Consider the following 12,686-nt stretch of genomic DNA (forward strand, 5'->3'; position numbering starts at 1 on the left):
CAAGCTTATAATGATTATGAGTAAAGGAGCATGAGTAGATGAGTTACGCACAAGAAACGTTAGCTGCACTGGAAGCGGGGCAGTTAGAACTAGCACGAAAAAAATTTAACTGGGCACTACGTAAAGACGATGACGAATTGATCTATAATTTGGCCCAAGAGCTAGTTTCGCTGGGCTTTACCAATTTTGCTAAGCGGGCTTACGAACTGTTATTACAGCGTTACCCGGATGAAGATCAGGTCAAAACGGCCCTGGCAGAATTAGCGCTCAATGAGGGCCAAGACGAACAAGCCCTATCGTATTTGGCGGAGATCACGCCCGAATCGCCGGCTTATTTGGAGTCGCTGTTAGTTGCTGCCGACCTTTATCAGACTCAAGGGCTCTTCGAGATCAGCGAACAAAAGCTATTAGAGGCTTACCGGTTGGCTCCGAGCGAAACGGCGATCCAGTTTGCTTTGGCCGAGTTGTACTTTAATCTCCGGCAGTACAGTCAAGCACGTAAATACTACTTGGCTTTGATCAAACAGGGGATCACTAACTACGCCAAGGTCGATTTGGTGGCACGCTTGGGCGTCAGCTACGCCGAAAGCGGAAAATTTGAACAGGCTTTAGGCTACTTAGAACAGATTCATCCGGAAAATTTGGATCCAGACACGCGTTTTCAGTTGGCCGTGACGCAATTTGAGTTGGGACACGAACAAGAGGCGCAGCAAAACTTGGAAAAACTGCAGGAAAGTACACCCGATTATCCGACAGTTTACGGCTATCTTGCCAAAATTTACGAGCATCAAGGACAATTTGGCCAGGCATTGCGCACGTTACAAGAAGGACTAGCTGTCGACCAGTACAACCCCAAATTGTACTTAGCAGCTAGTCAAATGGCACTCAAAGTGGGGCAGTTACCGGAAGCCGAAAAGTACTTGTTGCAAGCCGTTAACCAGGATCCTGACAATTTGACTTTGGTCAACGCGTTAAGTGACCTGTATTTAAAAGAAGGTAAGCACGAAGAAAACTTGAAGCTGCTGCAAAAATACCTGCAAGAGCAAAACGATGCCCATTTGTGGTGGAACCAGGGACGTTCGTTGGTATCCACGGAAAACTACGAACAAGCGCTGCAGTCCTATGACGCGGCCTACGCTGATTTGAGTGCGGCTGCTGATTTTTTGGCGGATGCGGCGTATTTTTACCGCAATGTCGGTCACTTACAGCAGGCGCGCCAGTGTGTCGCTGCTTACTTGCAGCTTGATCCGAATAACGTTGAGATGAATGACTTGCAGTTACAACTGACAGACACGATTTAAACAACTTCATGAAGCTCAGGAGCAATGAGAAATTGCTTCTGGGCTTCATTTTTGATTTAATAAAAAGTTACTTTAACTGACGGTAATAATTCAACGAAGTGTCCGTTAGGCGCAGGTGATGTTGCAGCTGCTCGTCACTCCAGTTTTGGTGCGTGTTGATAAAATTAAAAATAACGGCTTGGTGCAGCAGTTGCGGTTTAAGCGGCAATGCGCAATTTTTTTGGTCGCGTTTTAAAATCTTATGCAATCCCGCTAACGACAGCCTGGGGTTACTCAAATTGATCCGGGTTTTTAAAAACAGGTCGTTAGATTCTTGCATTTCTTGGCGGGCAGCTTGGTGTTGGGAAAATGCCGTCAGAAAAGAGGTTTCATTTGCCGCCCACTGTTCTTTTTTTAGTACGCGGTAAAACTGGGGGGCGAGGATCTCGGCGATCGTGTAGTAACGACTGAGTAGCAACAAGGTGAGTTTGGTATAGTCGTGCAGGTCGCGTTGTAATAAGTATTTTGGCAAATGAGTTTCCCAACCCAAAAGAACAGCTATGTCGCCTAAAGAGCGCTGTAAGCCGCTCAAGGTAAGAGTGGGCAGCGATGATGATAGTTTGTATTTAAAGAGAAATTTAAAGTAGGTGTTAAGGTGTGTCAGCACTTTATTGTAGGTTGTATTTTTGATTCCGCGCTGACTTTGGAGCATGATCAAGTACTCGCGAATATCGCTTTCTTCTAAAACGGACAATTCGGGTTGTTCCTGGTAAACGGGGTTAAAAGTGCGTAGGTAATTGAACAGGTCACTAACGTCGTGGCACAAATCGGCGCTAGTTTGGGGGGTCAGTAACTTCTCGTGACTTAAATATTTGTGAAATCGTTGCTCGTAAGGAAATGTCATTTCGCTACCTTCTTAATAGTAATTTGTTACTTTAACTTTAACAAAAATAAAAACCCAAAACAACCCCCAACAATCACTGCAAATGCCCCTCATTTCTGGTAAAATTGACTATGATATTTTGAAATGGGGATGTGAAGCAATTGATCAAAGTAATAATAGCTGGTTTTAACGGCAAAATGGGTGCACAAAGCCTAGCACTAGTATTAAAAGAAGATGATCTTGCCCTAGTGGGTTGCTACGATCCGCACGCGCAACAAACGGACCTGACCACTACAAACGGACAAACGGTTCCTGTGTACACCAAATTAGCGCAGATCCCAACAGGTGCGGCCGATGTTTGGCTTGATTTCACTACCCCTGATGCGGTTTACGAAAATACGCTGGCCGCGTTACAAAAAGAAATTCATCCCGTGATCGGTACTACGGGCTTAACTGACAAGCAAGTCGCTGAGTTACAAGACTTAGCGGCACAAAAACAATTAGGCGGCTTGATCGTTCCTAATTTCGGTATTTCTGCGGTACTGCTGATGCAATTTGCTCACCAAGCGGCTAAGTATCTGCCCGATGCCGAAATTATCGAAATGCACCACGAACATAAATTAGACGCTCCTTCCGGTACGGCGTTGAGTACGGCAGAAAAGATTGCTGCTGGCCGGACGCAAGCACCTATTAAAAACGACCAAGCACACGAGACTATTCCCGGGGTCCGCGGTGGTAAGGCCTACGATGTGCCGATCCACGCGGTCCGGTTGCCGGGATATGTCGCTCACGAACAGGTTTTGTTTGGGGCTCCCGGAGAAGCCTTGACGATCAGGCAGGATTCTTTTGACCGGTCGTCTTTTATGAACGGAGTGGCATTAGCATTACGACGAGTTAATAAATTACAAACTTTAATGGTGGGGTTGGAAAACATTTTATGAAATTAGAGCAATTACCTGCTGAATTTACCGCTGCACTGCCAGTCTTAAAGCAAATTCAAGCGGCTGGGTTTGAAGCTTATTTTGTCGGTGGGTGTGTGCGTGACTTATTGTTAGGTTTACCCCCGCACGACATTGATATCGCTAGTAGCGCTTATCCCGCTGAAATCAAGGCTATTTTTGGACAGACCGTTGACACGGGGATCAAACACGGCACGGTGATGGTCTTGACCCAAGGACGTAGCTACGAAATTACCACCTTTCGTACAGAAAGCGGCTATCAGGATTTTCGGCGCCCCGACCACGTCGAATTCGTCCGTTCTTTAACGGAGGATCTAAAACGGCGTGACCTGACGATCAACGCGCTGGCATTGGATACCGACGGTCAACTGATCGATCTATTCGGTGGGTTAGCGGACCTCCACCAGCAAACGCTCCGCGCGGTGGGGGACCCCAACCAGCGGTTTCACGAGGATGCCTTGCGGATGTTACGAACTGTTCGTTTTGCCAGTCAGCTGGATTTCGCTATTGAAGAAAAAACACGGCAGGCACTGGCTAATAACGCTAGTCTGCTGGCTAAAATTGCGGTCGAAAGGATTCATGACGAGTGGGTCAAGATGTTATTAGGCAGCGCGCCGCAAAAAGGATTAAGTGAATTCTTGCGGGCAAAACTTTATTTGTATTGTCCGCAATTTGCCCCTTATCGGGACGAATTACAACAGATCAGTCAGCTGCAACGGCTCCATTTTAATAACGAAATTGAAATTTGGGTGCTGGTCTGTACTTTTTTCCAGTTAAACTTGACACAGACCAAAAGTTTACTTAAAAAATGGAAAAGTTCTAACGAGATGATCACTCAGGTGACCAAAGCACTCGCGGCGTTACAGCAATTTGAAAAGCTAACGCCCGAGTTGTTATTTACCACGGGTTTGCCGCTGTTACTGGCAGCCAATAACGTCGCTTGCTTGTGTGGCGGTGGCTATGATGAAGAACAATTAGTAGCGCGTTATTCTGCGTTACCGCTCAAAAATAAAAATGAACTTCAAATCGACGGTCACGATCTGATTCAGCAGTTACAATTTCAGCCGGGAAAAAAGCTAGGTGAATTACTGACCACGATTTTAAGTTTAGTTTTAAACGGAAAACTCCCCAACCGGCAAACAGACTTGTTGGAGTATGCTCAAAAATGGAGCAATTCATGAAAGAAGGTGCGCCATGCAAACATTACGCGCGGAGCATTTAACTAAAACTTATGGTGAAAAGACTTTATTTACGGACTTAAATTTGCTGATCACCGAAAAACAACGGATCGGCCTTATCGGTACTAATGGCTCGGGTAAAACTACCTTACTCAACGTATTGAGTGGCCAGGATAGCGCCGAACAAGGCGAGCTCATCATGCCGCACGACTATCAGATCGGCTACCTCAAACAAACACCGGTGCTAGATCCGACACAGACCGTGTTAGCCGCAGTTTTTAGTGGGAGTGGTCCCCGGTTTCAACTGGTTCGTGAATACGAAGAGATCTTGGCCCGATTTACTAAGGAGCCAAGAAACCAGCAACTAGCCGAACAGTATGCGGTGATCGAAGAACGAATGAACCAAGAAAATGCGTGGGTGCTTGAAAGTGACGTTAAGAGTATCCTCAATCAGCTTCACATCACGCAACTGACCCAAAAAATCAGTCAACTTTCCGGTGGTCAGGCTAAACGAGTGGGAATGGCTCAGGTGCTGTTGCAAAAACCAGACCTGTTATTATTAGATGAACCCACTAATCACTTGGATTTTGATTCGATCGACTGGTTAGAACAATACCTGCAAAACTACCAGGGGGCATTGTTGGTGGTGACTCACGATCGTTATTTTTTGGACCGGGTCGCTAATCAGATCTATGAATTATCCTGGGGGAAATTAACTGCTTACCAGGGAAACTATGCGGCTTTTTTGCGGCAAAAAAAGGCACGGCAAGAAGAAGTCGCCCGCCAAGAGCATAAGCAAAAGCAACTTTACCGCCAAGAATTAGCCTGGGTCAAAACAGGTGCCAAGGCGCGTTCAACTAAGCAACAGGCTCGTTTGAAACGCTTTGAAACTTTAGCCGATCAAGTTCATCATCCCCAGCAAAAAGACGCACAGTTAACGGTTGAATTGGGGCAACAACGTTTGGGCAAAAAGGTCTTGGAGCTAAAAGATGCTTCTTTGCGACTAGGGACGCACCAAATTATTAACCACTTCGATTTATTACTGACAGCGGGAGCCCGAATCGGGATCACCGGGCAAAACGGTGCCGGCAAGTCTAGTTTTTTAAACGTTTTAGCCGGACAATTGCCCCTTGATCAAGGAGAACTGATCGTCGGGCCGACCGTCAAGATCGGTTATTATCACCAACAAACAGAACCGATCTCGCCGGATAAACGGGTGATCAGTTACTTAAACGAGGTTGCACAAAGCGTGGTCAATACTGACGGTCAAACGATCAGTACGACCCAGTTACTGGAGGATTTCTTATTTCCGCGTTTTATGCACGGTACTTTGATCCGCAAACTATCTGGAGGAGAAAAGCGGCGTTTGTACCTGTTAAAATTACTACTGCAACAGCCTAACGTGTTATTGTTAGACGAACCGACCAATGATCTGGACGTCAACACGTTAACGGTGTTGGAAAAATATTTGCAGACGTTTGCGGGGACCGTGGTCACTGTATCTCATGACCGCTATTTCTTGAACCAGACCGCCGAAAAATTACTGATTTTTACGGGAGCGGGTAATGTAGTTCGTTATACCGGTAAAATGACGGACTACTTACAACAAGAACAAAAAAATAGTGGTAAAGATCTCAAGCAAGCACCTAGCAAAAAACAACAGCAGCCGACTCAAACAGGCGTTAAGACTAAGTTAACTTATGCCGAAAAAATCGAGTATGATAAGTTGGAACAAGAAATTGAACAAATTGATGACCAACTAGCAGAGTTAAAACAACAGATGGCAACAGTTGCGGGTAACGATTACTTACAGTTGGGAGAATTGCAACAGCAAGTCGAACAGTTAAACCGGCAAGAAGAAACTAAGATGCAACGTTGGGAAGAGTTAGGACAATATGTTTAGTGACGAGGAGTTAATATGCTAGCTTTTATTTGGGCAGAAGATCAAAAACAACAGATCGGCGTCGCGGGCCACTTACCTTGGCACCTGCCAGCTGACTTGACTTTTTTTAAGGCGGCGACGATGGAGCATCCAATGGTGATGGGCAGAAAAACTTTTGCTAGTCTTCCCCGCGTTTTGCCCGGTAGAAAACACGTAGTTTTAAGCCACGATCAGCGCTTGGCACAACGTTATGCCACTGATCAGCGGGTACTTGTTTTCCCTAATTTTGCTAAGCTAGATACTTGGCTAGCTCACCAAGGTGACCAACTGATTTTTGTGATCGGGGGGGCTAGTTTGTTTGCATATTACGCGACCACGGTCACTTATCTTTTTAAAACCAGCGTTACCGGTAACTTTGCTGGCGATACGACGATGCCTGCCTTAGATTACCACCAGTTTGAATTGGTAAAACAAGTGGTGGGCACCACCGACCAGCAAAATCCTTACCCGCACAAGTGGGAATTATACCGGCGGCGCAGTCAGGAATGAAATAGATGAAAAAAATAATCGCTGGGGGAAAATTTTTACTCGTATTATTACTTTTAACTGGCCTTTTTTGGGGCTTGCTGACCCTGATAAACCGGCCAACTAATACCGGTCCTAAACAGACTACCAGTAGTGTTCCGGTTAAAAAAACACCAGCCAAAATCAAGCATTTAGATGTCGCTGCTGTGGGAGATTCTTTGACTCGTGGGGTTGGTGATACCAGTGAGCAGGGTGGCGGTTACGTTACTTTAGTGCGCACGCAACTGGGCCGATACGCACACCAAGTTCAAACGACTAACGACGGTAAAACGGGCGATACGACTACCCAAATTTTAAAAAGATTACGGCAAAGTAATGAGATGCAACGCCACGTCAAACAAGCCGATATTATCACGGTAACGGCGGGGGGCAACGATTTAATGCAGGTACTCCAAAATAATTTTGAGTACTTAGCGAGTTCACGGTTTGCCACGGTGATGACCAAAGCACAAACTGACTACCAAAATAACTTAACGGCGTTGTTGACTGAGATCCGGCGTTACAACTCACACGCGCCTCTTTTTTTATTTTCGATCTATAACCCGTTTTACGTTTATTTCCCCCAAATTACCGCGTTACAAGACTACGTGCACCAGTGGAACAACATCGCTGCCCAACAAGTAGGAAATTTAAACAATTCTTACTTAGTCAACATCGAAGCTCAGCTATCTCAAGGGCAATACCGGTGGAAGTCTAAGAAAAAACTGCGAGCCCAAACCGACCCGAACTTGGAAAAAGTGAAAAAACAGCAATTGACGCAAATTTTAGCCGATTCGCGGGAGAAAAATGATTATCTTTCTACTACGGATCACTTTCACCCCAACTCGCGGGGATACCGCTACATGACAAAACAGCTATATCATAGTATAGTAAAGCATACTACTATTAGTAAGGGGAAACTGAAATGAAACATAGAGCCAAACGTGCCCGCATTAATTATTGGAAATGGGCATTTGCAATTTTACTGGCGTTGTTGTTAGCGACCGGGATTTTTGTGATCCACCGGGCGTTAACGCCTAATCCGCTGGTTAAACAAGAAGAAAAAGTAGCACTGGCTAGTAGCAGTCAGCAGCAAAATAAAACGGGGATCAACGTCCAGTTGACCAAACAACAGCTAAGTGACGTGATCAATTACTATCTCAGTAAAGAACCCCATAGTCAGCTAAACTATAAGTTCATTTTTGGACACGTGGCGATTTTAATGTGCACCACTAAGGTGTTAGACAATAAAGTTTCGTTTACCCTTTCTGCCACGCCTTCTTTAGACCAAAGGGGTAACATCGCGTTAAAAGTCAATTCGATTGCCGTCGGTTCTTTAAACGCACCCAAAAAATTCGTCTTAAACTACGTTAAAAACCATTTTAATACCGGTCAAGCCGTTAAGATCTCACCGGAAAAGGAACTGATCACGTTAGATTTGAGTCACTTGCAGACTAAACAAGGGATGCAAGTTAAGGGCCAAAAGCTGGACTTACAGCATGATGTGCTTGATTTTAAGGTTTTGATCCCGCTAGAGCAGGAGGCGCAGTGATGAGAACACTCACTTTTTACCAATTTTTAATGACTTTAAGGGATCCCAATAATTGCGATGAAGTCGTTCAGTTTGCCAACAATGCTTTTTTTGACCAAACTTTTCCCAAACAAGCCACTGACTACGAGGAACTTTCTCAGTACTTGGAATTAAACGGTAATTACTTACCGACGATGACGATTTTTGACGAAGCGTGGCAACAATACTTAACCAAACTGGCATAGGAAGAAGGAGATACTTTGGATTCCCCTAAAAAGCAACGTAAATTTGGTTGGTGGACCTTACTACTGACCTCATTATTAACATTAATAGTAGGCGGGGGCATAGTTTATGCCATTATGAATACCCGGCTACAAGTAGTTGAACGCCAAAATGCCTCTTTAGGCAAAATCGCTGCGGTAGATAAGGCGTTGTCGTCTTATTATTACCGTAATATTAGCCAACAAAAACTGGAGACCGGCGCGTTAAACGGGATGGTCGATGCTTTAGGCGATCAATTTTCCGAATACATGTCTCAAAGTGATACCCAGTCGTTAAACGATACGATCTCGGCCAGTTTTACGGGGATCGGTGCTGAGGTGCGTAAGAGTAATAATCAGATCCAAATCGTGTCCCCGATTGCAGGGACCCCCGCCAAAAAAGCCGGGTTAAAGCCCAAAGATGTGATTTTAAAGATCGATGGCCGCGCCATTTCGGGCTATTCGCTTAATAAGGCTGTTTCTTTGATCCGGGGTAAAAAAGGGACCTCAGTTACGTTAACGATTAAACGACAGCAAACGACATTTACCAAGACTTTGAAGCGAGATACGATCCCCGTGCATACGGTCAACGGCCACTTAGATCCCCAGGCTAAAAAGGTCGGTTACATCCAAGTTACCAGTTTTTCCGATAATACGACGCGTGAGATGAAAAAAGAAATCAAGAAGTTACGTCATCAGGGGGCTAAGTCCTTTGTGATCGATATGCGGGACAATCCGGGTGGTTTGATGGACCAGGCCTTAAAGATGTCTTCCATGTTTTTGGATAATGGTAAGGTGATCATGCGCGTCCAACCCCGACATGGTAAACAAGAAGTCTACCGTGCGGGACGTAAATACGATCAAGGCTTTAAGGTGACCGAAAAGACGGCTGTTTTGATCAACGGTGGTTCAGCGAGTGCCGCAGAAATTTTCTCGGCTGCTCTTAATCAATCAGCTGGTATCCCACTGATCGGTACTAAATCCTTTGGTAAAGGCACGGTCCAAAATGCTTTGCCGTTTAAGGACAAAACCGAACTGAAACTAACGATCGCTAAGTGGCTGACACCAGATGGCTCGTGGATCCACGAAAAAGGACTACAGCCAACGACTAAAGCTGATTACCCGGCAGTTGCTTACCTCTCAGCGCCAAACGTGAAAAAAACGTACCGGCAAGACCAAGTTAATACCAACATCAAGACTATTCAAAAATTCTTGCAGGCTTTAGGTTTTACTCCGGGACGTGAAGACGGGTATTACAGCGAACAAACTGCAGCGGCGGTGCGGCAGTTCCAAACCCAGCAACAATTACCCGTTACCGGTGTAGCTGATCCGCAGACTAACCAAAAATTAGAAGAACAGGTTGCTCAACTGTTAGTACGTTCTGATCAGGCATATAAGCAAGCAATCAAAACGGTGCAATAAAAGCAACGCGATTAAGACTATCGTTTATGGAATCCCAAAAAGGGGGCTGAGACAAAACTCTGTTTTGTTGCAGCTCCTTTTTTGTTTTCTGTAAGTAATAGACTGATTACGGCGTAGACGTGTATAATGAAACACGAATAAATAATGATTTAAGGAGATAAAACATGATTCAGTGGTATCCTGGACACATGGCTAAAGCATTACGGCAAGTCAAAGAACAATTGGGCAGCGTCGATATCGTTTTTGAACTGGTCGACGCTCGGCTGCCGGAATCATCGCGTAATCCGCAGTTAGCCAGCATTTTAACGGATAAAGCAACACTATTGATCTTAACGAAAAAAGACTTAGCTAATGAACTGCAAACTAGCCAGTGGTTAGATTATTACGAAGGACAAGGACAACCCGCTGTGGCCGTTACTAGCAATCAAGGTGCGCTTAAAATTATTACTAAAAAAGTAGAAAAATTATTAGCGGATAAGCTCGCGCGTCAACGAAAACGGGGTATCCGCAACAGTAAAATCAGCGCACTATGCGTCGGGATCCCTAACGTGGGTAAATCGACTTTGTTAAATCACCTAGTTACTAGAAACGTCGCACAGGTCGGCAATAAACCGGGAGTGACCAAAAAACAACAGTGGTTAAAAGCGGGCAAAAACCTGCAGCTGTTAGACACGCCGGGAATTTTATGGCCCAAATTTGAAGACCAACTGGTCGGACAAAAATTAGCCTTGACCGGGGCCATCAAAGACCAACTATATCACGCCGATGATATCGGCTTATACGCTCTTGCTTTTTTTAAGCAAGCGGCCCCTACGTCCTTGCAGCAACGCTATCATCTGACAGACGCACAAATGACTGCTAGTGACGTTGATACGTTATTAGCGCTGACTAAAAACTGCGGCTTTCAAGACGATTATGACCGGGGCGCCCAGCGGCTGATCCAAGATATCAGAAAAGGTAAACTAGGTCGTTACACGCTAGAACAAGCTCCCCAACGGGTGGTGCGTGAAAAAAGTGAGTGAGAAATTAACGGTTAAACAAATTCGAGAACTACTACACGCCACTCCCACTAAAAAAGAACTGGCGGCGTTAAAAGATGATCCCCGGCGGGGGGTCCAACAACAATTGCAAAGCTATTGGAAAAGACAGCAAAAAAAGCAAGATCAGTTGATGGCTTTTCGTTATCGCAGTCGTTTTGAACGTGAGTACTGGCAACGAGATCAATTGGTAGCAGGAATCGACGAGGCTGGCAGAGGACCGTTAGCGGGACCAGTTGTTGCGGCGGCAGTCATTTTGCCGCCCACTTTTGCCGTTTATCAAGTCAATGATTCTAAGCAACTCAGTGCTAAGGCTAGGGAAAAATTATACCCGGTGATTTTGCAACAGGCGCTAGCCGTCGGAATAGGCGTCGTTTCTAACCGCGAGATCGACCGGATCAATATTTACGAAGCAGCGCGTAGTGCAATGCAACAGGCGGTGGCTAATTTAACTGTTCGGCCCCAACAACTACTGGTTGACGCGATGCAACTCGACAGTGACATCGACCAACTCAGCCTGATCAAAGGCGATGCGCGTTCGGTTTCGATCGGGGCGGCTAGTATCGTCGCTAAGGTAACTCGTGATCATATCATGCAAGAATATGATCAGCGCTACCCAGGCTATGACTTAGCTCACAATGCAGGTTATGGTACGGCTAAACACCTCGCTGCTTTGGCCCAACTGGGGCTGACACCGATCCACCGGTTATCGTTTGCACCGGTCAAAAAATTTAGCTAAACTAAAGCAATGGGAGTTAATTAGTTTAGTTTTGACGTATTTTAATTAAAAAAAGGCGGGATTTAAGCATGAATGATCGTTCATTTTTAATTAGAGTACATCTAGCTACGGGAATTGGGTTAGCCGGTGAGCACAAGATCTTTGCGTTTATGCAAGAACTGCACCGCCAACCGACGAGAACGGAATTGGCGACACTATTAGCGGGGAAAAATAATAACTTGCACCAATTTTTGACTGCTTTTCATTCTAGTCAACTCACTGATCGGATCCAGCAAAATTTACGGACCGCAGGTATTTTAACGATCCTAGACGATTGTTATCCGCAGGTCCTAAAAGAAATCTACCAACCACCGCTAGTTTTATTTTACCGGGGAGACTTGGGACTGTTACAGGCTCCTGCATTAGCCGTCGTTGGCGCGCGCAAAATGTCTACTTACGGCAAAATTGCCCTGCAACGCCTGTTACCCGCTGTGATTGCTCAGCAAGTAGTGATCGTTAGTGGCTTAGCGGCGGGCAACGATAGCTTGGCACACCAGATCACGCTACAACATCATGGCAATACGATCGCCGTTTTAGGGACCGGGTTAGATCAAGTTTATCCCCGCTATAACCAAGAATTACAAGCGGCTGTAGCTCGTAACGGGTTATTATTAAGTGAGTACGAACAAGGTCAAGGACCACTTAAGTTTCATTTTCCTTACCGCAACCGGATCATCGCCGGTTTGTGCCGCAGTTTACTAGTCGTTCAGGCTAAAAAACGCAGCGGCAGTTTGATCACCGCTAACTTGGCTTTACAAGAAAACCGCAATGTTTTAGCGGTACCGGGAAATATCGATCAGCCGTTAGCGCAGGGAACTAATGAATTATTGCTGGCGGGCGCGAAACCGGCACTGACCAGTCAGGATATTTTAGACGAATTAACAAATTTCTTGACAAATTGAAGATGAGTGG

At 45.5% G+C, this 12,686-nt stretch carries 13 protein-coding genes; 12 read left to right on the forward strand and 1 reads right to left on the reverse strand.

Annotation, left to right across the window (positions count from 1 at the left end; translation table 11 throughout):
• The first annotated feature begins 38 nt into the window (after positions 1-38).
• A complete protein-coding gene (locus ACSYSK_RS04925) occupies positions 39-1,301 on the forward strand; it encodes a tetratricopeptide repeat protein (protein WP_491715790.1) in 1,263 nt (420 codons plus the stop codon).
• Between the two features lie 67 nt (positions 1,302-1,368).
• Here ACSYSK_RS04925 and ACSYSK_RS04930 read toward each other — a convergent pair whose 3' ends face one another.
• Entirely contained in the window at positions 1,369-2,184 is an 816-nt protein-coding gene (locus ACSYSK_RS04930) for an integrase (RefSeq protein WP_491715791.1), read from the reverse strand.
• Positions 2,185-2,324: 140 nt separating this feature from the next.
• Here ACSYSK_RS04930 and dapB point away from each other — a divergent pair, with 140 nt between their 5' ends.
• The 11 genes from dapB to dprA all read left to right on the forward strand — a co-directional run bounded on the left by dapB (position 2,325) and on the right by dprA (position 12,676).
• Positions 2,325-3,104, forward strand: a complete 780-nt coding sequence (gene dapB / locus ACSYSK_RS04935) for a 4-hydroxy-tetrahydrodipicolinate reductase (RefSeq protein ID WP_491715792.1) — start codon at positions 2,325-2,327, stop codon at positions 3,102-3,104.
• Positions 3,101-4,303: a CCA tRNA nucleotidyltransferase gene (locus tag ACSYSK_RS04940; protein WP_491715793.1), complete on the forward strand. Its 1,203-nt coding sequence runs from the start codon at positions 3,101-3,103 to the stop codon at positions 4,301-4,303. The genes dapB and ACSYSK_RS04940 overlap by 4 nt, the downstream gene beginning before the upstream one ends.
• Positions 4,304-4,316: 13 nt before the next feature.
• Positions 4,317-6,203, forward strand: a complete 1,887-nt coding sequence (locus tag ACSYSK_RS04945; protein ID WP_491715794.1) for an ABC-F family ATP-binding cassette domain-containing protein — start codon at positions 4,317-4,319, stop codon at positions 6,201-6,203.
• 15 nt (positions 6,204-6,218) lie between these two features.
• The gene (locus ACSYSK_RS04950) at positions 6,219-6,731 is read left to right on the forward strand and encodes a dihydrofolate reductase (protein WP_491715795.1); all 513 of its coding nucleotides are present in this window, start codon (positions 6,219-6,221) and stop codon (positions 6,729-6,731) included.
• Between the two features lie 5 nt (positions 6,732-6,736).
• On the forward strand, positions 6,737-7,675 hold the full coding sequence (locus tag ACSYSK_RS04955; protein ID WP_491715796.1) for an SGNH/GDSL hydrolase family protein: 939 nt from the start codon (positions 6,737-6,739) through the stop codon (positions 7,673-7,675).
• Entirely contained in the window at positions 7,672-8,298 is a 627-nt protein-coding gene (locus ACSYSK_RS04960; protein WP_491715797.1) for a YpmS family protein, read from the forward strand. The genes ACSYSK_RS04955 and ACSYSK_RS04960 overlap by 4 nt, the downstream gene beginning before the upstream one ends.
• Entirely contained in the window at positions 8,298-8,522 is a 225-nt protein-coding gene (locus tag ACSYSK_RS04965; protein ID WP_491715798.1) for a YozE family protein, read from the forward strand. The genes ACSYSK_RS04960 and ACSYSK_RS04965 overlap by 1 nt, the downstream gene beginning before the upstream one ends.
• A 15-nt stretch (positions 8,523-8,537) precedes the next feature.
• Positions 8,538-9,959: a S41 family peptidase gene (locus tag ACSYSK_RS04970; RefSeq protein ID WP_491715799.1), complete on the forward strand. Its 1,422-nt coding sequence runs from the start codon at positions 8,538-8,540 to the stop codon at positions 9,957-9,959.
• Positions 9,960-10,123: 164 nt separating this feature from the next.
• Positions 10,124-10,981, forward strand: a complete 858-nt coding sequence (ylqF, locus tag ACSYSK_RS04975; RefSeq protein WP_491715800.1) for a ribosome biogenesis GTPase YlqF — start codon at positions 10,124-10,126, stop codon at positions 10,979-10,981.
• Positions 10,974-11,735 (forward strand): ribonuclease HII, encoded by a 762-nt coding sequence (rnhB, locus tag ACSYSK_RS04980; protein ID WP_491715801.1) that lies wholly within the window; start codon positions 10,974-10,976, stop codon positions 11,733-11,735. Before ylqF ends, rnhB begins: the two co-directional genes overlap by 8 nt.
• A 68-nt stretch (positions 11,736-11,803) precedes the next feature.
• Positions 11,804-12,676, forward strand: coding sequence for a DNA-processing protein DprA (dprA, locus tag ACSYSK_RS04985; protein WP_491715802.1), 873 nt, complete (start codon positions 11,804-11,806; stop codon positions 12,674-12,676).
• The last annotated feature ends 10 nt before the right edge of the window (positions 12,677-12,686 follow it).

Source organism: Ligilactobacillus sp. ESL1201 (genome assembly GCF_058503265.1).